The sequence below is a fragment of the Rhizobacter sp. P2_G4 genome, from assembly GCF_056403575.1.
On sequence record NZ_JBFUFG010000001.1, the window covers coordinates 1,304,350 to 1,329,565 of the forward strand.

At 66.9% G+C, this 25,216-nt stretch carries 21 protein-coding genes; 3 read left to right on the forward strand and 18 right to left on the reverse strand.

Features of this window, described 5'->3' with window-relative positions; genetic code table 11:
* Position 1: 1 nt before the first annotated feature.
* The 8 genes from AC1DYS_RS06105 to AC1DYS_RS06140 form a co-directional block, all read right to left on the reverse strand.
* Positions 2–316, reverse strand: a complete 315-nt coding sequence (locus AC1DYS_RS06105; protein ID WP_477897036.1) for an L-rhamnose mutarotase — start codon at positions 314–316, stop codon at positions 2–4.
* Complete coding sequence (locus AC1DYS_RS06110) at positions 316–1,299, reverse strand: ABC transporter permease (RefSeq protein WP_477897038.1); 984 nt, start codon at positions 1,297–1,299, stop codon at positions 316–318. Before AC1DYS_RS06110 ends, AC1DYS_RS06105 begins: the two co-directional genes overlap by 1 nt.
* Positions 1,296–2,279: an ABC transporter permease gene (locus AC1DYS_RS06115; protein ID WP_477897040.1), complete on the reverse strand. Its 984-nt coding sequence runs from the start codon at positions 2,277–2,279 to the stop codon at positions 1,296–1,298. Before AC1DYS_RS06115 ends, AC1DYS_RS06110 begins: the two co-directional genes overlap by 4 nt.
* Complete coding sequence (locus AC1DYS_RS06120) at positions 2,276–3,832, reverse strand: sugar ABC transporter ATP-binding protein (protein WP_477897042.1); 1,557 nt, start codon at positions 3,830–3,832, stop codon at positions 2,276–2,278. The genes AC1DYS_RS06115 and AC1DYS_RS06120 overlap by 4 nt, the downstream gene beginning before the upstream one ends.
* Positions 3,833–3,974: 142 nt before the next feature.
* The gene (gene rhaS / locus AC1DYS_RS06125) at positions 3,975–4,904 is read right to left on the reverse strand and encodes a rhamnose ABC transporter substrate-binding protein (RefSeq protein WP_156154290.1); all 930 of its coding nucleotides are present in this window, start codon (positions 4,902–4,904) and stop codon (positions 3,975–3,977) included.
* A gap of 133 nt (positions 4,905–5,037) precedes the next feature.
* The gene (gene rhaI, locus AC1DYS_RS06130; protein ID WP_477897044.1) at positions 5,038–6,330 is read right to left on the reverse strand and encodes an L-rhamnose catabolism isomerase; all 1,293 of its coding nucleotides are present in this window, start codon (positions 6,328–6,330) and stop codon (positions 5,038–5,040) included.
* A gap of 19 nt (positions 6,331–6,349) precedes the next feature.
* Positions 6,350–8,455 (reverse strand): bifunctional rhamnulose-1-phosphate aldolase/short-chain dehydrogenase, encoded by a 2,106-nt coding sequence (locus AC1DYS_RS06135; RefSeq protein ID WP_477897046.1) that lies wholly within the window; start codon positions 8,453–8,455, stop codon positions 6,350–6,352.
* A 240-nt stretch (positions 8,456–8,695) separates the two neighbouring features.
* Positions 8,696–9,616, reverse strand: a complete 921-nt coding sequence (locus AC1DYS_RS06140; RefSeq protein ID WP_477897048.1) for a LysR substrate-binding domain-containing protein — start codon at positions 9,614–9,616, stop codon at positions 8,696–8,698.
* Between the two features lie 154 nt (positions 9,617–9,770).
* Between AC1DYS_RS06140 and AC1DYS_RS06145 the strand changes: the two genes are divergently transcribed.
* Positions 9,771–11,732, forward strand: coding sequence for an acid phosphatase (locus AC1DYS_RS06145; RefSeq protein ID WP_477897050.1), 1,962 nt, complete (start codon positions 9,771–9,773; stop codon positions 11,730–11,732).
* A gap of 60 nt (positions 11,733–11,792) precedes the next feature.
* On the opposite strand, the gene AC1DYS_RS06150 is transcribed toward AC1DYS_RS06145, so the two are convergent.
* Positions 11,793–12,377, reverse strand: a complete 585-nt coding sequence (locus tag AC1DYS_RS06150) for an Lrp/AsnC family transcriptional regulator (protein ID WP_477897052.1) — start codon at positions 12,375–12,377, stop codon at positions 11,793–11,795.
* A gap of 192 nt (positions 12,378–12,569) precedes the next feature.
* On the opposite strand from AC1DYS_RS06150, the gene AC1DYS_RS06155 reads away from it, so the two are divergent.
* Complete coding sequence (locus tag AC1DYS_RS06155; protein WP_477897054.1) at positions 12,570–16,148, forward strand: indolepyruvate ferredoxin oxidoreductase family protein; 3,579 nt, start codon at positions 12,570–12,572, stop codon at positions 16,146–16,148.
* 31 nt (positions 16,149–16,179) lie between these two features.
* Here AC1DYS_RS06155 and AC1DYS_RS06160 read toward each other — a convergent pair whose 3' ends face one another.
* Positions 16,180–17,289 carry a phospholipase A gene (locus tag AC1DYS_RS06160; RefSeq protein ID WP_477897056.1) on the reverse strand — a complete coding sequence of 370 codons (1,110 nt, stop codon included), beginning with the start codon at positions 17,287–17,289 and terminating at the stop codon, positions 16,180–16,182.
* Positions 17,290–17,454: 165 nt separating this feature from the next.
* Between AC1DYS_RS06160 and tesB the strand changes: the two genes are divergently transcribed.
* Positions 17,455–18,330 carry an acyl-CoA thioesterase II gene (gene tesB, locus AC1DYS_RS06165; RefSeq protein WP_477897058.1) on the forward strand — a complete coding sequence of 292 codons (876 nt, stop codon included), beginning with the start codon at positions 17,455–17,457 and terminating at the stop codon, positions 18,328–18,330.
* Positions 18,331–18,337: 7 nt separating this feature from the next.
* Here the strand turns inward: tesB and AC1DYS_RS06170 are convergent, their stop codons facing one another.
* The 8 genes from AC1DYS_RS06170 to AC1DYS_RS06205 form a co-directional block, all read right to left on the reverse strand.
* The gene (locus AC1DYS_RS06170; protein WP_477897060.1) at positions 18,338–18,835 is read right to left on the reverse strand and encodes a GFA family protein; all 498 of its coding nucleotides are present in this window, start codon (positions 18,833–18,835) and stop codon (positions 18,338–18,340) included.
* Between the two features lie 94 nt (positions 18,836–18,929).
* Positions 18,930–19,676 (reverse strand): sulfite exporter TauE/SafE family protein, encoded by a 747-nt coding sequence (locus AC1DYS_RS06175; protein ID WP_477897062.1) that lies wholly within the window; start codon positions 19,674–19,676, stop codon positions 18,930–18,932.
* Complete coding sequence (locus AC1DYS_RS06180; protein WP_477897064.1) at positions 19,673–20,422, reverse strand: class I SAM-dependent methyltransferase; 750 nt, start codon at positions 20,420–20,422, stop codon at positions 19,673–19,675. Before AC1DYS_RS06180 ends, AC1DYS_RS06175 begins: the two co-directional genes overlap by 4 nt.
* An 84-nt stretch (positions 20,423–20,506) precedes the next feature.
* Positions 20,507–21,766, reverse strand: a complete 1,260-nt coding sequence (locus AC1DYS_RS06185) for a hypothetical protein (protein WP_477897066.1) — start codon at positions 21,764–21,766, stop codon at positions 20,507–20,509.
* A gap of 2 nt (positions 21,767–21,768) precedes the next feature.
* Complete coding sequence (locus tag AC1DYS_RS06190) at positions 21,769–22,509, reverse strand: outer membrane lipoprotein-sorting protein (RefSeq protein WP_477897068.1); 741 nt, start codon at positions 22,507–22,509, stop codon at positions 21,769–21,771.
* Positions 22,510–22,553: 44 nt separating this feature from the next.
* A complete protein-coding gene (locus AC1DYS_RS06195; RefSeq protein WP_477897070.1) occupies positions 22,554–23,786 on the reverse strand; it encodes an ABC transporter permease in 1,233 nt (410 codons plus the stop codon).
* Positions 23,783–24,508 carry an ABC transporter ATP-binding protein gene (locus tag AC1DYS_RS06200; RefSeq protein ID WP_477897072.1) on the reverse strand — a complete coding sequence of 242 codons (726 nt, stop codon included), beginning with the start codon at positions 24,506–24,508 and terminating at the stop codon, positions 23,783–23,785. The genes AC1DYS_RS06195 and AC1DYS_RS06200 overlap by 4 nt, the downstream gene beginning before the upstream one ends.
* The gene (locus AC1DYS_RS06205; protein ID WP_477897074.1) at positions 24,505–25,179 is read right to left on the reverse strand and encodes a hypothetical protein; all 675 of its coding nucleotides are present in this window, start codon (positions 25,177–25,179) and stop codon (positions 24,505–24,507) included. The genes AC1DYS_RS06200 and AC1DYS_RS06205 overlap by 4 nt, the downstream gene beginning before the upstream one ends.
* Positions 25,180–25,216: the final 37 nt, after the last annotated feature.

Below are 25,216 nucleotides of genomic sequence, written 5' to 3' on the forward strand. Positions count from 1 at the left end.
GTCACGGCAGATGGAACATCGGCTGCAGCGGTGTCACCTGCGGCGCGAGCGAAGGCTCGGTCTCCATCAGGTCGGCCATGTGCGCCCACCAGCGCTGCATCACCGGGTGCTGCGGCAAAGCGTCCATGCGGTGGCCGTCGGTGCGGCGCAGCACGGCGAAGAGGGCGAGGCTTTCTTCATCGAGAAAGATGCTGTAGTCGCGCACACCCGATTCGTGCAGCAGCGTCGCCAGCTCGGGCCACAGGGCATCGTGCCGGCGCTTGTACTCGGCCGCCTGGCCGGGGCGCAGCCGCATGCGAAAGGCGATCTGCTCCATCAGGCACCCGCCGCGGCGGCACGCGGCCGCCACCACCTTGCCAGGCCGAGGCGAGGCAGCACCATCGCGATCACCAGCAGCACGCCGATCAGCATCGACATCACGATGCCCGAGACGTTCACCATGCCGAGCGCAAAGGTAAACATGCCCATCAGCAAGGCCGCCAGCACGGTGCCGACGATGCTGCCGCGCCCGCCTTCGATCGCCACGCCGCCGAGGATCACCATGGTGATTGCATCGAGCTCCCAGCCCAGTGCGATGTTGGGGCGTGTGCTGCCGATGCGCCCGGTCAGCATCACCGCTGCCAACGCCGCGGCGAGGCCGGCGAACACGAACAGCCAGAAGCGGTAGCGGTCAACCTCGATGCCCGAGAAGCGCGATGCGATCGGGTTGGCGCCGATCGCGTACACCCGGCGGCCCACCACCGTGCGGTGCAGCAGCGTGCCGACCGCCACGGCCATCAGCAGGAAGACGATGAACTCCAGCGGCACGATCAACCACGGCACGCCGATCAGGTCGCCGAGGTAGCCATTGCCCAGCACCGACAGCGGTTCTGGGTAGCCGGTGATGGCCTGGTCGCCCAGCGCCACGAGCGCAATGCCGCGGTAGAGCGACAAGGTACCGATGGTGACCACGATCGACGGCAGCCGGTAGGCGGTGACCAGCCAACCGTTGAGCGCACCCGCCAGCCCACCCGTGGCGAAGGCGGCGAGCAACATCAGCGGCAAGCCGGCACCGGCCTTCATCGCGAGACCCATCGTCAGCGAACTGAGCGCCATGATCGCCGCGATCGACAGGTCGATCTCGCCAGCGACGATCAGCAACGCCATCGCGAGTGCCAGCAGGCCCTTCTCGCTGAAGTTGAAGGTGCTGTCGGCCAGCGCATACGGCGTCATGAAGCCGTCGAGACCCAGGCCGAAGCCCGCGAGCAACAGCACGAGCAAGGCCAGCAGCACACGCTCCCAGATGCCGAAGGCGTTCATGCGGGCACCTCGCGTCGTTCAAGGATCAAGCGGCCGCTACGGCCTTGGGCACCGGCATTCAACACCACCGACACCAGGATTACCACACCGGCAATCGCCTGCTGCCAGAACGGCGAGACCTGGATCACCGGCAGTGCGCCGTTCACCACACCGATGAACAACACGCCCAGTGCCGCACCGGCCACCGTGCCCACACCGCCGCCGATGCTCACGCCGCCGATCACGCAGGCGGCGATCACGGTCAGCTCGTAGCCCGAGGCGAGTTCGGTGAAGGCGATGGAATAGCGGCCCACCCACAGCAAGCCTGCCAAGCCGGCCAGCGCACCCGACAGTGAATACACCAGCATCAGACGGCGTTGCACCGGAATGCCCACGTACGCCGCCGCATGCAGGTTGCCGCCCAGCGCATAGATCTCGCGCCCCTCGCGCCGCCAGCGCAAGAACACCGCCATCGCGAGCACCACCACGATCGCGATCCAGACCAAGGCAGGCAGGCCCAGCCACTGTTCGCGCGGAAGGCCCTTGATGACGGGGTGGATGTTCTGGTCCGAAATCCAAGCGCCATGGCTCGCCACGAAGATCGCGCCGCGGTAGGCCGACAGCGTGCCCAGCGTCACCACGATCGGCGGCAGCGAGAAGCGCGTGATCAGCCAGCCGTTGATGGCACCGAGCAGGGTGCCGACAGCAATGGCCAATGCGACCAGCGAGACCACGCCCATCTCCGGGAACGATCGGCCGGCGAGGGCGCACACCATGCCGGTGAGTGCAAGGTTGGAGGCCACCGAGAGGTCCACGCCACGTGTCAGCAGCACCAGCATCTGGCCCATCACCAGGATGGCGAGGATGGCCGAGTCGTTGGCGATGTCCATGCCGTTGCGCCAGCTGAGGAACACGGGTGCGCGCGCACCCACGGCCAGGGCGATGCCAACGATGATGGCCAGCAGCACCCACTCGCGGCGCAGAGACAGGAGACTGCTCATGCCGCCAGCTCCCGGAACGCAGGGGCAGGCCGCTCGACCAGCTCCAGGTTCACCGGCGCAGCAATGCCCGAAGCCGCCGCCACCACCGCTTCTGCATCGGCACTGCCGTGCGCGAACTCGGCCACCTGCCGACCGCGCCGCATCACGATCACGCGGTGCGCGAGGTTCATCACCTCGGGCAGCTCCGACGACACCAGGATCACCGCCAGCCCCTGTGACACCATCTCGGCGATCAGCTGGTAGACGGCCTGTTTGGCGCCCACGTCGATGCCCTTCGTCGGCTCGTCGAGGATCACGATGCGCGGGTTCAGCCCCAGCCACTTGGCGATCACCATCTTCTGCTGGTTGCCGCCCGACAGGCCCGACATCGGTGTGTCGGGCGAACCGGCCTTGATGCGCAGCCGCTCGGTCATGCGTGCGCACAGCTCCGACTCGCGCAGCTTCGACAGCCACGGCCCACGCGCAAAGCGCGAGAGCCCCGCGAGGCTGATGTTGTGCTGCACAGAGAAGCTCAGGATGCCGCCCTGGCGCTGCCGCTCCTCGGGCACGTAGGCAATGCCGGCGGCGATCGCGTCGCCCGGGCTTTGCGGCCGGTAGCGCCGGCCCTCGACCTCGAATTCACCGCTGGCCTCGCGGTTCAGGCCCATCAGCGCGAGCATGGCTTCGCTGCGGCCCGAGCCCACGAGGCCATAGAAGCCGAGGATCTCGCCACGCCGCAGGCTGAACGACAGGTCGGCGAACTCGGTTGGGTGCGACAGGCCGCGCACCTGCATCAGCGCCTCGCCGAGTTCGCTCGGAACATTCGGAATGGGCGGGTAGATCTGTTCGATCGCGCGGCCCGCCATCAAGCGCACCAGCTCGGCTTCGTTGGCCTCGGCGATGTGACCGCGGCCCACCGAGGCGCCGTCGCGCAGCACCAGGTAGCGGTCGGCCACGGCGAAGACTTCGTCGAACTTGTGGGTGATGAAGATGACGCCGACGCCTTGGTCGCGCAGCGTGCGCACCAGGCCGTAGAAGTCGCGGATTTCTTGTTGGGACAGCGCGGCGGTGGGTTCGTCGAGGATGACCACCGAGGCCTTTTGCGACAGCGCCCGCGCAATCTCCACCAGGTGCCGCTCGGCCAGGCTCAGGTTCTTTACCAGCGCGGTAGCGCCGAAGCGCGCGCCGATCTGTTCGAGCACCCGCGCGGCCTGCGCGTTCATGGCAGGCCAGTCGATGAACGGGCCGCGCTGCAGATGGCGGCCAATGAAGATGTTCTCGGCGACGCTCAACTCGTCGAACATCACCGTCTCTTGGTGCACGGCCACGATACCGGCCGCCTGCGATGCTTGTGCATGGGCAAAGCGGTGTACGTTGCCGTCGAGCGCGATCTCGCCGTCATCCGGCGCCACGACCCCGGTGAGAATTTTCACCAGCGTGGACTTGCCGGCGCCGTTCTCACCGATGAGCGCCAGCACCTCGCCGCGTTGCAGGTCGAGATCAACCCCGCGCAACGCGTGGGTGGCGCCGTAGCGCTTGTGGATGCCGCGAAGCTGCAGCAAGTCGGTACTCATGAGTCGGTATCGTGGTCAGCGTGGCGAATAACGGCAAGAGGGCCGACCCGCGCAGCCTCTTGATCCAGCAACACCCGCGGATCTGGCTTTGCCAGTCCGCTGGGTGGCGCCCCTTGGGGGCAGGAGCGCAGCGACTGGGGGGCTAAAAAAACTTTGCGAATTTCTCTACGTTCGTTGCGTCGTAGGTGAACGGCTCGGACATTGCTGCTTCGGTATTCGCATCCAGCGTCACCGTGCCCACCTTGCCCAGCGACACCTTCTCGCCCGCCTCGCCCTTCACCTTGCCGTGCACGAACTGGTGGGCGGCGTAGATGGCCGAGTAGCCGAGGTCGATCGGGTTCCAGATCGCGAATGACTTCACCGCGCCGCTCTTCACGTGGCCGGCCATTTCCGAGGGCAAGCCCAGGCCGGTAACGAACAGCGTGCCGACCTTCTTCTCGTCCTGCACCGCCTTGGCGGCTGCTGCCACGCCAACGGTCGTGGGCGCGACGATGGCCTTCAGGTTCGGGTAGCTCTTGAACAGGCCTTGTGCTTCGCGGTAGCTCTTGTCGGTCTGGTCGTCACCGTAGACCACGCTCACGAGCTTCAAGCCGGTGTACGGGGGCTTGGCCAGCACCTTCTTCATCTCGTCGATCCAGATGTTCTGGTTGGTGGCTTGCGCGGTGGCCGAGAGCACGGCGATCTCGCCGGTCGGGCCGACGGCGTCTTGCGTCATCTTCACCAGCTTCTCGCCGATGAGTGCGTTGGAGGAGGGGTTCAGGTGCATCTGGCGGCCGTCCTTGCGCACGCCGGAGTCGAAAGAGATGACCTTGATGCCGCGCGCCATGGCCTTCTTCATCACCGGCACCAGCGCGTCGGGGTCGTTGGCGCTGATGACGATGGCCTTCACGTTTTGCGCGATCAGCGAATTGATGATCTCGATCTGCCCTTCGGCGGTTGCCTTGGCCGGGCCGGTGTAGATGATCTCGACGTCCTTCAGCTCCTTGGCCGCCTCTTGCGCGCCCTGGTTGGCCGCATCGAAGAAGCCGTTGCCGAGACTCTTGACGACGAGCGCGATCTTGTCGGCCGCCATGGCCGACGGTGCGAAGGCCGCGCACAGCAGAACGGACAGAAGGACTTGGATGGGTTTCTTCACGGGTTTGTCTCCTAATGGTTTTGTTGCTATCGGGAAGGTGAGCCGCTCGTGGCGGCCCGTTGGAACACGTTCACACGATGCCGCTGCTCGGGCCGGCGGCGGGCCGGATCTCCGCCACGCGGTCGCGGTAACCACTGGCGCGGTAGGCCGCCACCGGATCGATCGCACCACCGGCCTCCAGGCGCACGCGCTGCAGGATCGGCGTCACGTCGGTCTGGTAAGCCTGCTTCAGCGTCTGCGACGCCATCAGTACGTCGTTGCTGTCCTGGTACGCCGTGAGCGCCTTGCGGTCCACCAGCAGCGCCTGTGCGTAGCAGCGCTGCACCGCAGCGGCACTGGTCATCAGGCTCTCGATCGGGTCGGTGACGTTGTGCGACTGGTCGAGCATGTAGGCCGGCTGGAAGTCGGGCACGTTGCTCTGTGCCGCATCGACCAGCTCGTTGAACACCAGGAAGAGCTGGAAGGGGTTGATGCTGCCGCTGTCCAGGTCGTCGTCGCCGTACTTGCTGTCGTTGAAGTGGAAGCCCGCGAGCTTGCGCGCATGCACCAGCCGCGCGACGATCATCTCGATGTTGACGTTCGGCGCGTGGTGGCCCAGGTCGACCAGGCAGCGCGCCTTGTCCCCGAGCGTCTGCGCAGCCAGCAGGCTGGAGCCCCAGTCCTGGATGACGGTTGCGTAGAACGCCGGCTCGAACATCTTGTGCTCGAGGAACATGTGCCAGTCGGCCGGCAGCGCCGCATAGATCTTGCGCGTGCTCTCCAGGTAGCGGTCGAAGGCCCGGCGGAAGTGCTGCTGCCCGGGGAAGTTGGCGCCGTCGCCGATCCATACCGTGATGGCCTGGCTGCCGAGCTGGCGGCCGATGTCGATCACCTCGAGGTTGTGCGCCACGGCCTGCGCACGCACGGCCGGGTCGGCATGCGTGAGGCTGCCGAACTTGTAGCTCAGCGGCTGGCCCTTCTGGTCGGAGAAGGTGTTCGAGTTGACGGCGTCGAACGCGAGGCCGTAGTCGGCCGCGTGCTCGCGCAGCGCGCGGTAGTCGCTGGTGGTGTCCCACGGGAAGTGCGGCGACACGGTGGGTGTGCAGCGGCCGAGTTGCTGGATCACGCTGCAGTCTTCGATCTTGTCGAACACGTGGCGCGGCTCACCGCGGCCGGGGAAGCGGGCGAAGCGCGTGCCGCCGGTGCCCACGCCCCACGAAGGCACGGCCACGGTGAACGCAGCCACCTGGCGGCGGATGGGCTCGATGTCCACATCTCGGCGGGCGAGTTGCTCGCCGAGGGTTTCGTAGTCGTCGAGCACGCGTTTTTTCAACGCCGCGTTGTGCGACTCGATCAGGCTGGTGGCGATCAAGGGGGTGGCCATGGCGGTCTCCTGGGTCAGGTCAACGAGGGAACGCGGCAAGGTTGCCTGCATCCACGTTGAGGATGTTGCCGGTGGATTTGGCCGACAGCTCGGAGGCGAAGAAATAGGTGGCTTCGGCAATGTCTTCAGGCAACACGCTGCGCTTGAGCATGGAGCGGTCGCGGTAGAAAGCCTCGAGCTCGTCTTCGCTGATCTTGTTGGCGGCCGCGCGCTCCTGGCTCCAGGTGCCCGTCCAGATCTTGCTGCCGCGTATTACCGCGTCGGGGTTGACCACGTTAGCGCGTATGCCGAGTGGTGCACCCTCTAGCGCAAAGCAGCGGGCGAGCTGGATCTCGCTGGCCTTGGCCGCGCAATAGGCGGCTGCCTGGTTGCTCGCGATCATGCCGTTCTTGCTGGCGATGAAGACGATGCTGCCGCCCACGCCCTGCGCCTTCATCACGCGGAAGGCCTCGCGGCCGACCAGGAAGTAGCCGGTGCTCAAGATCGACTGATTGCGGTTCCACAGCGCGAGCGTCGTGTCTTCGATCGGCGAGGCCGAGGCGATGCCGGCGTTCGAGACGAGAATGTCGATGCCGCCGTATTCGATGGTGGCTTGCACATAGGCGGCGAGCACCGCGGCCTCATCCGTCACGTCGCACACCACCGTTCGCACCACGTCGCGGCCGAAGCGCTTCTGCAGCTCGGCGCCCACCTGGGCCAGCGATTCGGAATCGATGTCGAGCAGCACCGCGCAGGCGCCGTCGGCGAGCATGCGCTCGATGATGGCCCGGCCGATGCCACCAGCCCCGCCGGTGACGAGCGCCACCTTGCCCACCAGCGGCTTGGGCTTGGGCATGCGCTGCAGCTTGGCCTCTTCGAGCAGCCAGTACTCGATGTCGAAGGCTTCCTGCTCGGGCAGGCCGACGTACTTGTCCAGCGTGTCGGCCTCGCGCATCACGTTGATGGCGTTGACGTAGAACTCGCTCGCGATGCGCGCGGTGGCCTTGTCCTTGGCCAGCGACACCATGCCCACGCCGGGCAGCAGCACGATCACCGGGTTCGGGTCGCGCAGCGCCGGGCTGTTGGCCCGCTTGCAGCGTTCGTAATAGGCGCTGTAGTCGGCGCGGTAGGCGGCCAGGCGTTCTTCCACCGCATCGGCCAGCGCCTTGCCCTGCAGCGCGTAGAGCGACTCCGGCACGATCAGCGGGCGGATCTTGGTGCGCAAGAAGTGGTCGGGGCAGGAGGTGCCCAGCGCCGCCAAGCGTTCCAGCTCGCGGCTGTTGACGAACTCCTGCACCACGGCCGAGCGGTCGACGTGCGCGAGCTTGTGGCCCGAGCGCGAGACCAAGCCGCGCAGCACCGGCAGCACGCGTGCCAGCAGCGCATCTTGTTCGGCGCCCGCCATCGGCTCGCGCTTCGTGCCGCCAAAGCTCACGAGCTTGCGTTCGCTGCGCTCGGCTTGCAGCCACTGCTGCGCGTCGCGGATCACGCCGACGGTGTTCTCGTAGCAGCTGCGCGCGTCGTCGCCCCAGGTGAAGAGGCCGTGCCCGGCGAGCACGAGGCCGCGCTGGCCCGGGTGGTCGGCCACGTAGCGCTGCAGCATCATGCCGAGCTCGAAGCCCGGGCGGCGCCAGGGCAGCCAGCCGACGGTGCCGCCGAAGATGGTTTGCGTGAGCGCGCGGCTGTTTTCCATCGCCGCGATGGCGATCACCGCATCGGGATGCATGTGGTCCACATGCTTGAACGGCAGGTAGGCGTGCAGGGGAGTGTCGATGCTGGCCGCACGGCCGTTGAGGTTGAAGGTGCAGTGCGGCAGGTAGCCCACCATCTCGTCTTCGTGCTCCGGGCCGCGGTAGATCTTCTGCAGCGCCTTGAGCTTGTCAAAGTAGAGAGTGGAGAAGCCATCGAGCTTCATCGAGCCGAGGTCGCCGCCGGAGCCCTTGACCCACAGCACTTCCACCTCTTGCTGCGTCAGCGGGTCGCGCTGCATCAGCTTGGCAGAGGTGTTGCCGCCGCCGTAGTTGGTGATGCGCAGGTCGGAGCCCAGCAGGTTGGAGCGGTAGAGCAGCCGGCCGGGCTCATCGAGGCGGGCGGCGTGGTCGGCGTCCCAGGTGGGGAAGGGCAGGGGCTGTGTGGGCTCGGGCATGTCGCGTCTCAAAGGCAAAGGGGTCGAGGCGAAATCTAGTGGTCGGCATGCATAAGGACAACCAGCACTTTCTTATCTTGATCCCAAGAAACGCTGATGCATGGGTGGTGTCGCACTGCCTTGCCCCGTGGCCTTGGCGACCGCTGCTGCGCGACGGTGCCTGGCGCCGTGTGGCGCTCGGGAAAACACTGAAGATTGCTGCGCGGCACAAGCGGCCACGCGGCGGCTTCAGCACCGGGGCTACCCGGGTGTGACCTCGCAGCGCGTGAGCGAAGCACCGTGCTCCAGCACGAATTCGCGGAATGCGGCGTTCACGCCCGACAGCACGCTCTCGCGCCGGTGCAGCAGGCACCAGTCGAGCAGCTTGGGCATGTCCACGAGGTCGAGCACCGCCATGCGGCCGGCCGCCAGCTCGATCTGGAAGGCATGCGCCGACATGAAGCTGATGCCCATGCCGGCCATCACCGCCTGCTTGACGGTCTCGTTGCCCGACAGCTCCATCGTCACGTTGACCTGCAGCGACTGCGCCTGCAGCAGGTGCTCAAGAAAGCCGCGCGTCGCCGAGCCCGGCTCGCGGAAGATGAACGGCTCGGCGCGCAGCGCTTCCCACACGATGCCGCGCTGGCCGGCCAGCGGATGGTCGGGTGCCGCGACGATGCAGTGCGGGTGGCGCGCAAAGGCCTCGGCCTCCACGTCGGCCTCGGAGGGTGGGTAGCCGGCAATGGCCACGTCGATGCGGTGCTCGTTGAGCATCGCGAGGATCGCGTCGCGCCGGTCGACCGACAACTTGAGCTTGACCTCGGGGAAGCGCTGCCGGAACGCCATCATCAAGAGCGGCGCGAAGTAGTTCGCCGTCGGTACCGCGCCCAGGTGCAGCTGGCCGCGCGTGCTGCCCTGCAGCGAGGTGAGCGAGTCTTCGGCCACCTTGATGACGGTGAGCACCGTGCGCGCATGGCGCAGCAGCTCCTGCCCGGCATCGGTGAGCTGCAGCTGCCGGCCCTGCTTGCGAAACAGCGGCATGCCCACGTCGTCTTCGAGCAGGCGGATCTGCATCGAGATTGCCGGCTGGGTGAGGCTCAGCTGCTCCGCGGCGCGCGAGAAGCTCAGGGTCGATGCCGCTGCCTCGAAGGCGCGCAGCTGGCGCAGCGTCAGGTTCTTCATGGGCGATGAGCTTAGGGCAACGCTGGTCAACGCCTTGGCCAGTTCACTGCTGCGCGCCGGCAACACATTCACGGCGCTGTCATCCCGCAACCCTAGATTCGCGCCAGCCCGGCCCCAGCGGGCTTCCCTCACGAACTCTTCACACGTTTGCCACATGCCTTCCACGTTTGCCCAGCGCACCCTGATCACCAGCCTCATTGCCGCGTTTGCCCTCGTGGCCTGCGGCGGTGGTGACAGCGACAGCACCCCCACCCCCGAACTCAGCATTCCGAAGGCGCCCCAGGGCCTGGGCACGACCGACAGCGCGCCGGTGGCCGATGAAGCGACCACGCTGCCCTTCGTGGACTACGCCTTCACCAACCAGCGCGGCGACGCACGCTACGCAACGAGGGAAACCAACGCCGGCGTTCGCGTGGTCGATGGCTTCCTCAACCTGTGGACGCCCAGCACCTTGATCGTCGACGCCGGTGTGACGGCCGCGGCCAACGGCAGCTTCCCGGCCGTCGTCACATCGAGCTGGTCTGGCATTCCGGGTGATGCGACAGACGGCGCAGCAGTCAACGCCTCGGTGCTGAACGCCAACATTCAATATGTGGTGGACGCGACGGCCGCGCGCACGCCGTCGCAAGAGCTGGCCGCCTACCTCGATGACCGGCGCCAGAAGGGCTACAGCGTGGTCGACGGCATGGGCCCGCTCACGGCGGCCTGGCGCGCGGCCGCTCAGCAGACCACCACGATCACCGACATCGCTGCCGATGCCACCACCGTTGTCTACAACGACAAGGGCAACAACAACGGCGTGGGTGGCAGTGCCAATGCCAGCTTCGGCAGCGTGGTCGACTTCGTGGGCAACATCGGCGAGAACGGCTCGACCGAGCCGGCCAAGCGCTTCTACAAGTACGCCCGGCCCTGGCGCTGGAGCAGCAGCGTGAAGGTGGTGCCGGCACTCGAGCCCGCCAAGAGCAGCACGCCGACCACCGACGGCGGCTTCATCAGCGGCCACGCGGCCGAGGCCACCCGCGATGCGATCGCCCTGGCCTATGTGCTGCCCGAGCGGTACCAGGAGCTGCTGACCCGGGGGCTCGAACTGGGCGAGAACCGCATCTACGCGGGCATGCACTCCCCGTTGGACGTGATCGGCGGCCGCGTGCACGCACAGGCCGTCGCCGCGGCGAGCCTGTCCACCGGCATCAACAAGACGGCTCGTGCTGCCGCCTACACGCAGGCCCATGACACGCTGATGGCCGCGGTGGGCAGCACCAGCCTGGCGGCGTTCAAGGACTACGCGCACTCGCAGGGCGTCGACGCCGACCGCTTCGCGGACCACGCCACGAATAAGGCCAGCTACCTGCGCCTGCTCACCTACGGCTTCACGCAAACCGGCGACACGACCCGGCCGGCCACCGTGCCCAAGGGCGCCGAGGTGCTGCTTGAAACTCGCCTGCCTTACCTCGATGCAGCGCAACGCCGCGTGGTGCTCAAGACGACTGCGCTGCCGTCGGGCTACCCGGTTCTGGACGACGCCGAAGGCTGGGGCCGCCTGAACCTTTTCGCTGCCGCGGATGGTTACGCCGCGTTCAACGGCGACGTCGCCGTCACCATGGACGCGAGCGTGGGTGGCTTCAACGCCGCCGACAGCTGGGGCAACGACATCAGCGGTGCCGGCAAGCTGACCAAGCTGGGCAGCGGCACCCTCACGCTAACGGGCGCCAACGCTTACAGCGGCGGCACGCAGATCGGCGCCGGCGTCTTGCAAGCCAGCTCGGCCCGCGCCTTGGGCGCCGGTGATGTGTACCTCGCTGGCGGCACGCTCGTGTGCGCAGCCGACACCGCACTCAGCCTGTCCGGCGCCTACACCCAACTGGCAGGCACGACGCTGACGCTGAACCTCGGCAGCGGCGGCGCCGGGCGCATCACCACCACCGGCGTCGTCACGCTGGCCGGCGGCACGCTGAACATCCGCTTCAAGCCGGGCTTCGTGCCGGCGGTCGGCGACACGCTCAGTGTGATCAGTGGCAGCGCCGTGCACGGCCAGTTCACGGCCATCACGGTCGATGGATTCAAGGTCACGCCGACCTACACCGCAACGGGCGTTGTGCTGCGCATCGACGCCTGATGCGGTAGCAGGAGGCGCAGGAAGCCGCGGCTTTCTGCGCCTCGAACGACAGCTCTCGTCCTAGGAGCCCGCGTTCTCCGGGCTCGCCGCCCGCAGATGCCCCAGGGGCAGCGCGGCACCCGCCTTCACCTCCCCGAGCGAGAAGCTCGTGTGCACGTCCTTCACGTTCGGCAGGTTGAGCAGGGTCTCGATCGAGAAGCGCGAGAAGGCGTCCAGGTCGGTCACCATCACCTGCAACTCGAAGGTGCCGGCGCCTGAGATGTAGTGGCAGGCGATAACTTCGGGCAGGCGGCGGATGGCGTCTTCGAGTGCGCGCGTGGCGGTGCCGGTGTTGCGGTCGGCGTCGACCCGCACGAAGGCGAGCACGCCCAGGCCGATCTTGCGGCGGTCGATCTCCGCGCGGTATCCGGTGATGTAGCCCTGGTCTTCGAGCCACTTCACGCGCCGCCAGGTGGGTGCGGCCGAGAGGCCGATGCGGGCGGCCAATTCGGTGTTCGACAAACGCGCGTCTTGCTGCAACTCGCGCAGGATCAGCACGTCATAGCGATCAAGGCTTGCGCCGTGCGAGGCCTCGTGCGCCGGCTCCGGCGAGGGTGGCTCCAAGGGCTTGCTGGTTTTCCCTGATATGGGTCTTTTGAGCGCCATTTGCTGCAATCGGTTGAACATTCAGCAAGATTATTGCTCTGACCCCCGTCTGCGTGGCAAACAAAGAAAGGACTTGCGCGCGCTGAATCCCTACACTGATTGCATCCCTTACCCGCGCAGCCCTGTGCCTCGCTGGCCACAAGCCGGCGTGCGCGCATCACCGAACGCACGCTCCCAAAGGAGTCTTGAACGATGAACGCCCCGCTACCCGAATCGATCCGCAAGGCGCTGGAAAGCGTCTCCCTCGACGACAAGTACAGCCTGCCCAGTGGCCAGGCCTTCATGAGCGGCGTGCAGGCCCTCGTGCGGCTGCCGATGCTGCAGCGCACGCGCGATGCGATGGCCGGCCTCAATACCGGTGGCTTCATCAGCGGCTACCGCGGCTCGCCGCTCGGCACCTACGACCAGGCGTTGTGGCAAGCGAAGAAACACCTCGCCGCACAAAACATCGTGTTCCAGCCGGGCGTGAACGAAGAGCTGGGTGCGACCGCGGTGTGGGGCACGCAGCAGCTCGATCTCTACCCGCAGAGCAAGAAGTTCGACGGCGTGTTCGGCATCTGGTACGGCAAGGGCCCGGGCGTGGACCGCTGCTCCGATGTGTTCAAGCACGCCAACATGGCCGGCACCGCGAAGCACGGCGGCGTGATCGCGCTGGCCGGCGACGACCACATCGCCAAGAGCAGCACCGCGGCACACCAGAGCGACCACATCTTCAAGGCCTGCGGGCTGCCGGTGTTCTTTCCGTCCAGCGTGCAAGACATCCTCGACATGGGTCTGCATGCCTTCGCGATGAGCCGCTTCTCGGGCGTGTGGGCGGGCATGAAGACGATCCAGGAGATCGTCGAATCGTCGGCAAGCATCAGCGTCGACCCCGACCGCGTGAACATCGTGCTGCCCGAAGATTTCGTGATGCCCGAAGGCGGCCTGCACATTCGTTGGCCCGACGCGCCGCTCGAACAGGAAGCGCGGCTGATGGACCACAAGTGGTACGCCGCGCTGGCCTATGTGCGCGCCAACAAGCTGAACCACAACGTGATCAGCGGACCGAACGACCGCTTCGGCCTGATCGCCTCGGGCAAGGCCTACAACGACACGCGCCAGGCGCTGCACGACCTCGGCCTCTCAGATGACGAATGCCGCCGCCTCGGCATTCGCCTGCACAAGGTCAACGTGGTGTGGCCGCTCGAGGCCACCATCACACGCGACTTCGCACAAGGCCTGCAAGAGATCCTGGTCGTCGAAGAGAAGCGCCAGGTCATCGAATACCAGCTGAAGGAAGAGCTCTACAACTGGCGGCCCGATGTGCGGCCCAACGTGCTGGGCAAGTTCGACGAGGCCGAGAACGACCAGAGCGGCGGCGAGTGGTCGCAGCCCAACCCGGCGCGCAATTGGCTGCTGCGCGCGCAGGCCGACCTCACGCCAGCGATCATCGCCAAGGCAGTGGGCAAGCGGCTGAAGAAGCTGGGCGTGGATGCTGATACTGCCGCGCGCATCGACGCACGCCTGGCGCTGATCGAGGCCAAGGAACGCAGCCTGCAAACCATGAAGGTCGAAAGCGGCGACCGCCTGCCGTTCTTTTGCAGCGGCTGCCCGCACAACACCAGCACCAAGGTGCCCGAAGGCTCTCGCGCGGTGGCCGGCATCGGCTGCCACTACATGGTGGTGTGGATGGACCGCAGCACCAGCACCTTCACGCAGATGGGTGGCGAAGGCGTGCCCTGGGTCGGGCAGGCACCGTTCACCACCGACCAGCACATCTTTGCGAACCTGGGCGATGGCACCTACTTCCACAGCGGCAGCCTGGCGATCCGCCAGAGCATCGCGGCAGGTGTGAACATCACCTACAAGGTGCTTTACAACGACGCGGTCGCGATGACCGGTGGCCAGCGCGTGGGCGAGCGGCCCGAGGGCCACTCGGTGCTGCAGATCATGAACAGCCTGAAGGCCGAAGGCGTGGCCGCGCTGTGCATCGTGAGCGACGACCCCGACAAATACGACGGCGTGGCGCTCGCGCCCGGCGTGACGGTGCACCACCGCGACGAGCTCGACCGCATCCAGCGCGAGTACCGCGAAATCAAGGGCACCACGGCCATCATCTACGACCAGACCTGCGCCACCGAGAAGCGCCGACGCCGCAAGCGCGGCACGCTGGTCGAGCCCGCCAAGCGCGTGGTGATCAACGAGCTGGTGTGCGAAGGCTGTGGCGACTGCTCGGTGCAAAGCAACTGCCTGAGCGTGGAGCCGGTCGAGACCGAGTTCGGCCGCAAGCGCCGCATCAACCAGAACAGCTGCAACAAGGATTACTCCTGCGTGAAGGGCTTCTGCCCGAGTTTCATCACGGTGGAAGGCGGGCAGCTCAAATCGGCGAAGAAGGGCAAGACCGAACGGCCCAACCCGTTCACGATGGCGGCGATCCCCGAGCCGGTGCTACCGATGGCTGACGACGCCTGGGGCATCGTCGTCGCCGGCGTCGGCGGCACCGGCGTGATCACCATTGGCCAGCTGCTGGGCATGGCCGCGCACATCGAAGGCAAGGGCATCGTCACGCAAGACTCGGCCGGACTTGCGCAAAAGGGCGGCAGCACCTGGAGCCACATCCAGATCGCCAACCGCATGGAGGCGATCCACACCACCAAGGTCGGCATGGCCGAGGCCGACCTGGTGATCGCCTGCGACCCGATCGTCGCTGCCAACAAGAGCACGCTCGCGGTGATGCGCGAGGGCCGCACCTATGTGGCGCTGAACACGCACGGCTCGCCGACGGCGGCCTTCGTGACCAATCCGGACTGGCAGTTCCCCGGCGCGAGCTGCGAGGCGGCGATTGCGGCGGCCGTGGGCCTGGCGCACTTCGGCTCGTTCGACGCCGAGCAGCTCGCGGTGCAACTGATCGGCGACTCGCTTTACACCAACCCGTTGATGCTGGGCTATGCGTGGCAGCAAGGCCGCGTGCCGCTGGGCTACGCGTCGCTGATGCGCGCGATCGAACTCAACGGCGTGCAGGTTGACAACAACAAGGCCGCCTTCGAATGGGGCCGCCGCGCCGCGCACGACCTGGCCGCCTTGCGCTCGATGACACAGACGGCCCAGGTGATCGAGTTCGTTCGCAAGAGCCCGAACCTTGACGACATGGTTGCCAAGCGCGTGGACTTTCTCACCGGCTACCAGAACGCGGCCTACGCCGCGGAGTACAAGGCCTTCGTTGAGAAGGTGCGTGCTGCCGAGTCACCCTTGGTCAGTGATAAGAGCGGCAGCAAGCTCACCGAAGCAGTCGCGCGTTACCTGTTCAAGCTGATGGCCTACAAGGACGAGTACGAGGTTGCGCGCCTGCACACCGACAAGAGCTTCCTCGACAAGGTGGCCTCGCAGTTCGAAGGCGACTACAAGCTCCACTACCACCTCGCCCCACCGGCGATCGCCAAGAAGAACGAGAAGGGTGAACTGGTGAAGCAAAGCTTCGGGCCATGGATGCTCAGCGCGTTTCGCGTGCTCGCCAAGCTGAAGGGGCTGCGCGGTACCGCCTTCGATCCCTTTGGTCGCACCGAAGAGCGCAAGACCGAGCGCGCGCTGATCGGCGAGTACCGCGACAGCATCGATGAGGTGCTGCGCGGGCTGAACGCCGGCAACCACAAGCTGGCAGTTGCCATCGCGAGCATCCCGGAAGATATCCGCGGCTATGGCCATGTGAAAGACCGCCACCTCGCTGCGGCACGCCCGAAGTGGGTCGCGCTGATGAACGAGTGGCGTTCGGGCGCGCAGCAGCACGCGGCCTGATCAATGCGGCGCAGCCCTCCGGGCTGCGCCGTCAGAACTGCATGAAGGTGAGGCCGGCGCCGATGCTGGTCTGGCGGAAGTTGTAGTCGGTGAGCGTTTCGCCGTAGCCGCGGAACGCCTGCACGAACCAGCGAACGCCATTCGGCTGATTCCGATTGAGCGGGTAGGTCCACTCGAATTGCAGGGCCCCGTACTTCGCGTTCTGCAAGGTGCTGCGGTAGAGCAGCGAGGTGGTGGCGGCGCCCGGCGTCCAGCCGAGTTGCAGCTCGGCGCGGCCGCGGTAGTCGATGAGATCAGGGTTGTTGTCGGTGGCGTAGGGCTCGTTCAGCCGTTGCACGCCGCGGGCCGTCACGGTCCAGTCGCCGCGCTCGAAGCCGGTGCCCAGGTACACGCGGTTCCAGCTGCGCGACAGCGGGTCGGACTGCCCGTTGGACTGGTGCGCCAGCCCGAACTGGCCGAAGCGCCACTGCCAGCCGAAGGGCAGATCACGCCATGACTTGGGCACCGGCGCCACATAGATCACCTCGGGCTCGTAGTCGGTGTTGCGGAAGGGCTTGGAGTCGCGGCCGTTCCATATCTGCCACATGGCCTGTTCCGTGAACGCCAGCCAGACGTCGCCGCCGGGCAGGCCCACGTCCTGCAGCACCTTGGTCCGCAGCGAGATCTGGAACTTGGCCTCGACGCTGCGGTAGTTGGGCTGCGACACGGCGGCCTGCGTGGGCGATTGCGGCGCCCGGTTGATGCGGCTGGTCTTGTGGAACGGCAGCACGTAGTTGGCGCGATAGCCAGTCAGGTTGAAGGTGCCGCGCTTGTCTTCGGGCTCGAGCTCCCAGTAGCTGGACAGCAGGCTCGGGTCGGCGCGTTGCGTCGGCGCACCCGGCACGTCTTTCGCGGACAGCGTCGACGTGGGCGCCGGCGCCGCTTCGGCCGGAATGATCGAGGCGGCCGGGGCCGAAGGTGCGCGCCCAGCCAGCTTGTCGTAGCAGGCGAGCCGGTCGGCTGCGGGGCCGATGGCCGCGCACTCGTGCAGCGTCGGGAGGGCTTCGGTTTGGGCCAACGCGGGCGCACTCAGCACCACGGTGGACAGCAAGGGCACGGCCAGGCGTGCCAGGTGTGTGGGGCGGGCGTGTGAGTTCGACAACGGCGTGGGCCAGGTTGGGAGAAACGGGTCTGAAGAGCAGGCGGAAGGAACCGGCTGAAAAACGGCAGCGGCGATGTTAAAGGCGGCGCATGTACCGGCGTGATTGCAGGGTTTCGTGAGCGTCCCACCGCGCAAGCACAGGCAGTGCCATGAGATCATCCCCCCATGAAAGCGCACGTCCAGGAACTCGTCGAGATGCTGCAGGTCGAGCAGCTGGAGCACAACCTCTTTCGCGGCGTGAGCGGTGACATCGGCAGCCCACGCGTGTTCGGCGGCCAGGTGCTCGGCCAGGCCCTGATGGCGGCGGCGCTGACCGTCGAGCCTTCGCGCAGCGTGCATTCGCTGCACGCCTACTTTCTGCGCCCCGGCGACAAGGCCGCGAAGATCGTCTATGACGTCGACCGCATCCGCGACGGCGGCAGCTTCACCACGCGCCGCGTCGTCGCCATCCAGCACGGGCAGCCGATCTTCAACTTCGCCGCCTCGTTCCATGTAAAGGAAGACGGCCCTGTGCACCAGGCCGAGATGCCGAAGGTGGTGGGCCCGGAGGGCTTGACGAGCGTGAACGAGCTGCGGCGCCAGAACATCGACAAATGGCCCGCGCACATGCGTGCCGTGCTGCATGCCGAGACGGCGATCGAAATCCGCCAGTGCGTGCCACACGACCCGTTCAACCCGCAGACGCGTGCGCCGCGCGATGACGCCTGGCTGCGCGCCTCCGACCGTCTGCCCGACGACCCGGTGCTGCACCAGGCGATGCTCGCGTATGCGTCCGACTTCGGTCTGCTGCATGCCGCCCTGTTGCCGCACGGCCTGAGCTTCATGAACGGCAGCGTGCAGGCCGTGAGCCTCGATCACGCGATGTGGTTCCACGACGAGTTCCGCATGGACGAGTGGTTGCTCTATGCCACCGACTCGCCGGCCGCCCACGGTGCACGCGGCTTTTGCCGCGGCAGCATCTACACGCAAGACGGGCGGCTCATCGCCTCGGTCGCGCAAGAAGGGCTGATGCGTCCGCAGCCACCGAAGACGCAGGCCTGAATTCCCTTCAGGCCGACTTCTGCGCGGCCTTCAGCGCCGCACGCCGCGCCAGGCTCTCGGCTGGCCACAGCTCCGAGGCCTTGTAGTACTCCGCCACCGCCGGTGTGCCGGGCGGCAGCAAGACCCAGGGCTGCTTCGACGCGGTGAAGATGTGGATGTCCGGCGGAAAGCGGTCCGGTTCGTCGAGCGTGCCGACGCGCACGAAGCACACCGAATCGCCGGAGCCGGCATAGTGGCTCCACACCGCCACGTGGCAGCTCGGGCAGCGGCAGATGGTCTGCCCGAGCCCGCTCTCAGATGGCGTGAGCACCCGGTCAGGCTCGCCGCTGACGAGTTGCACGCGGTCGGCCTCGATCATCGCGTTGAGCGCGAACGAAGCACCCGTCTCGCGCTGGCACCAACGGCAATGGCAACAGTGCACGAACAAGGGCGTGTCCGTCATGCGGTAGCGCACTTGGCGGCAGGTGCAGCCCCCTTCGAAGGTCGTGGCGTCGTCTGTGTTCATCTCGTCGTGGTGTCTCGGTGCCAAGCAATCCCATGCTGCACGCCGAGCCGAGGGCTCGTCAAGACGATCCCGCGAATACCGTATGGCACAGGCTTCAGCGCAACAAGGACGACACGGACGAAACCACCATCGTCACGCCCGACACAGTCAGCAGTGTGAGTACGACGCGGCGAAAGCTGCTCTCGCTCAGGCCCACGTACAAACGGGCGCCTAGCAGCGAGGGGATGATCAGCGCCGGCGCCACCAGCGCAAAGAGCGGGAGCATCTCTCGCGTGACCACGCCGGTGAAGAGGTAGGTCGCCATCGTCATGGAAAGCGCTGCGAGGTTGAAGTTCTGGATCAGGCTACGCTGCGTCTCCTTGTCGAGCCCGCGCAGCGTGAGCCACAGCGTGGGAATCACGCCGGTGAAGCCGCCGATGCCGCCCATCACGCCGCCGGCTGCGCCGGCCACGCCGTCCGCGAGACGACCACCGAACTGGATGCGTGGAAAGCGCTGCGCCATCAACATCGCCGGGCAGAAGACCATGAGCAGCACACCCAGCGTCAGCTTGAACAGCGCCGGGTTCAGCAGCGGCAGCACTGCCACGCCGATGGGAATGCCCACCACCGCACCGGCGAGAAGTGGCCACAGTGCTGCCACGCGCAACCCCCGCCGCGCGGTGATGGCGGAAAACACCTGCCCCGTCAGTCCGCCGAACACGGCCATCACCGCCGCCAGGTGCGGCTCCACGCCCCAGACCCAGATCGACATCGCGACCATGCCGAACGCGAAGCCCGAGAGACCTTGAACGAAACCGGCGACCATGGCGCCGACGATGAGAAGCCAGATCTGGTTTGTCATGCCCGTGTGCCGATCAGCACGGGCTGATAGAAGACGCCGTCCAGGCGCCGTACATCCTCGAAGCCCGCCTCTCGCATCAGCGCCGTCAGCTTCGATGTCGACACCGCGTAGTAGCGTGATCGCATCACGTGCGTCGTGACCTCGCGCGTCGACAGGTCTTCTTCGACGAAGAAGAAGCTCAGGTCGTAGTGCTCATCGTCGAAGTCCCACACCTGGAACAGCAGGTAGCGGCGGCCGTCGACGAGGCGTGTGCCGTAGGGCTTGACGAGGTTCTTGCCGCGCTCCTCGCGCTCGTAGTCCCTCACGGTGACGAGGCACCCGCCGCCTTCGCGCAGGCAGGCCCGCATTTCCTTCAGCGCCGTGACGATGTCGTGGTCGGTGAGCAGGTGCGGCAGCGAGTTGTCGCCGGAGATCACCACGTCGAAGCCGGAGCCGTGGTGTGCATGGGCCTGCCGCATGTCGCACACCGACAGCGCCAGGTCCACGCCGCGGAGCGCGGCCTCGTGGCCGGCACGCACGATCTCGTTGGGCGACAGGTCAGACGCGGTGACCGCATAGCCACGCATCGCGAGGCCGAGGGCCTGGGTGCCGATGCCGCATGACACATCGAGCAGCTTGCGGCTGCCGGGCCAGTGCGATCCGATGAGGCCAGCGAGTTGCTCGCCTTGCAGTTTGATGCTGGCGTTCCAGTCCTGGTGGACCAGGTGGTACAGCGGCGTGAGTTGGTCGTAGAAGTCGGTCGTCATGCTGAGGGCGAGCCCGCCGCAGGGCGTTGCAGCGTAAGGGCTGCTCCATGTCTTGTCCAGCCGACGCCAGTTGCGGGATCTGATTCAGAACGCCCAGGTCAGCGCGGCGAACGCCGTTCGCTTCACCGGCAGTTGTGCGGCCACCGAATCGCCCGGCCCGGCATTCACGCGCATGCCGGCGTCGACCCGCAGCCGGTCGCCCTGCCAGCCCAGCGCTGCGGTGATCACGCGGCCGCGGTCGGCGGGCATGTAAAGCATGTCGATGCTCGGCTGCCAGCCTTCGTGGTCCCACGAGGCGCGCACGAACACGTTTTGGCGGCGCAGGCTTTGCCCACCGAAGGCTTGCGCCTGCCAGCCGAGGTTGCCGGCCCCGCCGCGGCGCAATGCATCGGGACCACCGGGCACCCAGGCCTGCGTCAACTGCTGGTTGCGTGCGTTCCAGGCATCCCATTGCGCGTCGGACGCAGCGGTGCCGTCGTACCAGAACTCGGCCATCAGGCTCAGCTTGTTCTCGGCTGTCCAAGTGCTGCCCAGCAGGAGCTGCTGGCGGTTGTTCTGCGTGGTCACGCGATAGGGGCTGCTGCCGACCAGGCCTTGCGCCGATGGGTCGATGGCCAGCACGTCGGCCCGCTCGGCCCAGCGCACGGACGCGTGCAACTCGAGGCTGTCGCTCGCGACCCACGAGGTCGCGGCRCCCAGACTGCTGCGCGTGTGCTGGCCCCAGCGTGCGAAGCCGTGCCAGTCGGCGGCGCCGACGTGGGCGTAGACGCGCGCTGCGAGCGCCTGCTCGTCGGCACCGAATGCTTGTGACGCGTCTCCCTCGGTTGCGCGCTGCGGGTTCACCCACACCAGCGACCAGGCGGTGTGCGCATCGAAGTGCTCCGCCTGCACCAGCGCGCGGCCTTGCTGCGTGCTGATGAGCAAGGTGCGACGCGCTTCCTGCTGCACGACGTCGTTCGGGCGGAAGCCGTAGCCCACGTCCCACGCGACGATCTTGCGGCCGGCGCTGAACTGCCAGCCACCGGCGTCGCCCGAGGCATAGAGCTCGTTCACCGTGGCGTCGCTGTGCCATGCCGTCGACTCGGGCCGTTCCTGGCGCAAGGCCACGGCGGCGCTCAGCAGGTTCCAGCGGCCGCGCAGCTCGGTTTCGATCGAGCCCGAGCTGGCGGGCAGCGCGATCAACTGCGGCGCGAGTTGCGCGGCTTGGGCTAGCGGGCCTTGCGTGGAGGCCTGGCGGTCGTCCACGCGCAGGCGCAGCTGGCCGCTGAAGTCGGCATCGGCCCAGGCGCCCACGCTCACGCTGGCTGCCAGCGCACCGGCAGCGAATCGAATGGCGTTGGACACGGTCAGTCCAGGCTCGGGTTGCGGGCGAGGAACATTGGGTTCAACCAGGCCTCGGGGACCGTGCGCTCCTTGCGCGAAAGGTAGCGAACGCGTGTTTCCTTGTGGTTGCTGAGCTGGTCGCGCAACACCATCTCCGACACGGCCGTCGGTGCGCCGGGCTTGTCCATCACGAAGCGGGCCTGCTTGGCGAGCTTGTCGGACTGCACATACAGGTCGGCCTTCAAGGGCTCGTGCCGCGTCTTGCCGATCCACAGCTCGATGCGGGCGTAGGTGACGCCTTTGCGTGCCGCCGTGAGGCTGAGGTGGGTGCACGGTGCGTCGCCGCAGGTCTCGTCGCCGACGAGCTGTGCGGTGTAGTCCTCGGCCCAGCTCATGGTGGCGATGTCCCCGGTCGACGCGTCACCGAGCAGCTTCTGCATCGGCGTGATGCGCAGCGGGCGCTGGCTGTTCGGCATCAGCAGCCAGAAGTCGTCGGCCAGCATCAGCACCTTCTGGCCTTTCTCTGCCGGGCTCTGCATCAGCACCAGCGACTGGTGGTTGGCCTGCGCGAACACTGTGTAGCGGCGCTCCTTGTCGGGCGAGCCATCGGTGTTGAAGGTGTTGATCTGCGTGTCGACCTGCATGTTGCTTGCACTCATGCGGTAGCGGTCGGTGGCCTTGAGCAGATCCGCCGTGCCTTGGGCGTGGGCTTGCACACCCGTCAGCAGCAACGCGGCCAGTGCAATGTGTTGAAAGGAGTTCATGCTTGTCCTTGGGTTGAAGCGAAGGCAGATGGGTGTGTATGAGCTCAGGTGTGGGCCAGTGCAGTGACCACCGGCTGGTGCACCGTCTTGCGCGCGACCCAGGCCGAGGCCAGCATCGCCAGGCCCACCATCACGACGAGCGTCACGACGTACAGCGACGGGTCGATGGCGATGTTGAGCGGGTAGCCGGTCGAGCGGCCGGGAGGCGGTGGCATCTGCACTGGCACCATGTAGAGCACCACGCTCACGGCCAGCGCAATGGCTGCACCCACCACGGCGCCGGCGCCGCCGAGCACCATGCCTTCGAGCGCCAGCGTGCGCAGCAGCTGACCGGGCAGCGTGCCCATCGCGCGCAGCGTGCCGATTTCGCGGGTGCGCTCGATGATCGCCATGGCCATCGCATTGGTGACGACGAACACCACGATCACGCCGATGATCACGCCCAGTGCGCCGAAGATGCGGTTGTAGAGCGCCTTCACGCCTTGGTAGAAAGTGGCTTGGTCGACCCAGGTCTGCACCGTGAGCTGCGGCTGCTCCGCGGCAATGCGCGCCTGCGCCGGCAGCGTGAGGTCCATGCGGTTGAGGAACACGCCGAGGCTGCTCACGCGCTGCGTGTTGAGCAGCTTCTGAGCGGTGAGCACGTCGGTGTAGACGAGGCGCTTGTCGATCTCGGGCACGCCGGTCGAGAAGGTGCCTTTCACTTGCACGTCCATCGCGTTGAGTGCGCCGTCGGTCGTGCTGGCCAGCAGCGTGAGACTGCTGCCAGGCTTGGCATTGAGGCTCCGCGCCAACGCTTCGCCGAGCATCACCTGCAAGCTGGCCGCGCTTGTGCCTCCCCCGCCGCCGCTCAGCACGTCACCCATCGTGATGCGCAGGAATGGGCCCTTGACCGAGAACTCGTCATCGGGCGACACGCCCACGGCCATCATCACCGTCGACTTGTCGCCGTTGCTGATGAGCCCGCTGAACTCGACCTTGGGCAACACCGCGCGCACGTCGGCATCGGCGAGCAGCTTCGCCTTGAGCGCATCGGCGTTGTCCAGTCCGTGCTCGAGTGGCGTGGCTTCGTCCTTCGTGAACTGCTCGGGCTTGCCGATGATCAGGTGCCCGGTGTTGCGGGCCGACGATTGAGCGAGCGCGTCGTAGGTAAAGATGGCAAAGCCGCCGGCTAGCAGGATGGCCGCGGTGCCCAGCGCCGCGATCGACACGGTGACGACGGAACGCCGGCGGTTGCGCAGCGTGTTGAGAAAGGCGAACTTGAGCCACTGGGCGTTCATTGCATTGCCTCCGTCGGTTCGGTGATGCGGCCGTCGAGCAACGCGACGATGCGGTCGCAGCGACGCGTGAGCCGGTGGTCGTGCGTAGCGATCACGAAAGCGGCGCCTTCGGCGTGGCCGCGTTCGCGCATCAGGTCGAGCACCTGGTCGGCGGTGCGCGAGTCGAGGCTGGCGGTGGGCTCGTCGGCGATCACGAGCTGCGGGCGTTTGACCAGGGCCCGCGCAATCGCCACCCGTTGGCGCTGCCCGCCTGAAAGTGCGTCGGGCCGGTGCTTCGCGTGGTCTTGCAGGCCCACCGATTCGAGCACCTCGGCCACGCGGCGTTTGCGCTCGGCCGCAGGCACGCCGGCGAGGAACAGCGGGTAGTCGACGTTCTCGGCCACCGTCATCACCGGCACCAGGTTGAAGCTCTGGAAGACGAAGCCGAGCGCATCGCGGCGCAGCAGTGCGGCACGCTTCTCGTCGCGCGTGTCGACCCGCTCGCCGCGCAGCAGGATCTCGCCGGCATCGGGCGAGTCGATCAGACCCGCGAGGTTGAGGATGGTGCTCTTGCCGCTGCCCGAGGGGCCGGTCAGTGCCAGCATCTCGCCGGGGTAGACCTGCAGGTCGATGCCTTGCAGCGCCGGCACCACGTGGGCGCCGAGCCGGTAGGTCTTGTGCACGCCCCGCAGCTCGATCACCGGCGCAGCGTTCACGGCAGAGACCGCGGGTGGGTTCTTCATTGCGGCAACCCGGCGAGTTGCGCCTTGGCGGCCTCGGCCTGCGGCAGGCTGCGCTGGATCACGTCGGTGAGGTCGCGGCGTGCGTCGGCGGTGCGGAATTCCTTGGCCGCGAGTTCGGCCGCGCGCATCAGCACCGCACCCTGGAAGCCGGGGGTCGCCTGCGACAACAGCGGGCTGTTCTGCACATCGGCCAGCAGCTTCGCGCCGCGGGTGCCGCGGTTGAACATCGAGGGCATGCCGAGAAAGGTGTTGGCCGCCGTGAAGCGCGTCTGCAGGCTCACCGGCGTGCGGTTCAGCAGCGTGGTGTCGTGCACGGGCTGCAGCAACGCCAGCGCCTTGTCGATCATCGCGAGGCCGTCTTCCGCTTGGCTCATCTTCTTCCACGGCAGCATCGTCGTCTTGGCTTTGAGCGCGGTGGCCGCGCCGGCATAGGCCATCAGCATCGGCTGGCCGGGGTCGGCTTTCAGCAAGTCGTTGAACTGCTCGGCGGCGCGCTCGACCGCGGCTTCATCGCCTTTTTGTGCGGCCTGGAAGGTCTGGAAGGCGGATTGGAACTGGGCGTCGGTGGTAGCGGCGATCGCCATGCCCGTTGATGCAGACAGCGCGATGGCGAGCGCTGCGAGCAGCAGGCTGCGGCGTGGAGAAGAAGCAAAGCGGGTGGCAGTGGCCATGGAAACCTCCTGAGGTGGCGGGCGTTGAGTGACAACA

Bases quoted from the DNA above. Each gene is read 5' to 3' on its own strand.
- AC1DYS_RS06200 (WP_477897072.1), bottom strand. From the start codon at position 24,508: ATGAAGAACCCACCCGCGGTCTCTGCCGTGAACGCTGCGCCGGTGATC.
- AC1DYS_RS06105 (WP_477897036.1), bottom strand. From the start codon at position 316: ATGGAGCAGATCGCCTTTCGCATGCGGCTGCGCCCCGGCCAGGCGGCC.
- AC1DYS_RS06110 (WP_477897038.1), bottom strand. From the start codon at position 1,299: ATGAACGCCTTCGGCATCTGGGAGCGTGTGCTGCTGGCCTTGCTCGTG.
- AC1DYS_RS06145 (WP_477897050.1), top strand. From the start codon at position 9,771: ATGCCTTCCACGTTTGCCCAGCGCACCCTGATCACCAGCCTCATTGCC.
- rhaI (WP_477897044.1), bottom strand. From the start codon at position 6,330: ATGGCCACCCCCTTGATCGCCACCAGCCTGATCGAGTCGCACAACGCG.
- AC1DYS_RS06140 (WP_477897048.1), bottom strand. From the start codon at position 9,616: ATGAAGAACCTGACGCTGCGCCAGCTGCGCGCCTTCGAGGCAGCGGCA.
- AC1DYS_RS06150 (WP_477897052.1), bottom strand. From the start codon at position 12,377: ATGGCGCTCAAAAGACCCATATCAGGGAAAACCAGCAAGCCCTTGGAG.
- tesB (WP_477897058.1), top strand. From the start codon at position 17,455: ATGAAAGCGCACGTCCAGGAACTCGTCGAGATGCTGCAGGTCGAGCAG.
- rhaS (WP_156154290.1), bottom strand. From the start codon at position 4,904: ATGGCGGCCGACAAGATCGCGCTCGTCGTCAAGAGTCTCGGCAACGGC.
- AC1DYS_RS06135 (WP_477897046.1), bottom strand. From the start codon at position 8,455: ATGCCCGAGCCCACACAGCCCCTGCCCTTCCCCACCTGGGACGCCGAC.
- AC1DYS_RS06170 (WP_477897060.1), bottom strand. From the start codon at position 18,835: ATGAACACAGACGACGCCACGACCTTCGAAGGGGGCTGCACCTGCCGC.
- AC1DYS_RS06120 (WP_477897042.1), bottom strand. From the start codon at position 3,832: ATGAGTACCGACTTGCTGCAGCTTCGCGGCATCCACAAGCGCTACGGC.
- AC1DYS_RS06195 (WP_477897070.1), bottom strand. From the start codon at position 23,786: ATGAACGCCCAGTGGCTCAAGTTCGCCTTTCTCAACACGCTGCGCAAC.
- AC1DYS_RS06155 (WP_477897054.1), top strand. From the start codon at position 12,570: ATGAACGCCCCGCTACCCGAATCGATCCGCAAGGCGCTGGAAAGCGTC.
- AC1DYS_RS06205 (WP_477897074.1), bottom strand. From the start codon at position 25,179: ATGGCCACTGCCACCCGCTTTGCTTCTTCTCCACGCCGCAGCCTGCTG.
- AC1DYS_RS06180 (WP_477897064.1), bottom strand. From the start codon at position 20,422: ATGACGACCGACTTCTACGACCAACTCACGCCGCTGTACCACCTGGTC.
- AC1DYS_RS06190 (WP_477897068.1), bottom strand. From the start codon at position 22,509: ATGAACTCCTTTCAACACATTGCACTGGCCGCGTTGCTGCTGACGGGT.
- AC1DYS_RS06175 (WP_477897062.1), bottom strand. From the start codon at position 19,676: ATGACAAACCAGATCTGGCTTCTCATCGTCGGCGCCATGGTCGCCGGT.
- AC1DYS_RS06115 (WP_477897040.1), bottom strand. From the start codon at position 2,279: ATGAGCAGTCTCCTGTCTCTGCGCCGCGAGTGGGTGCTGCTGGCCATC.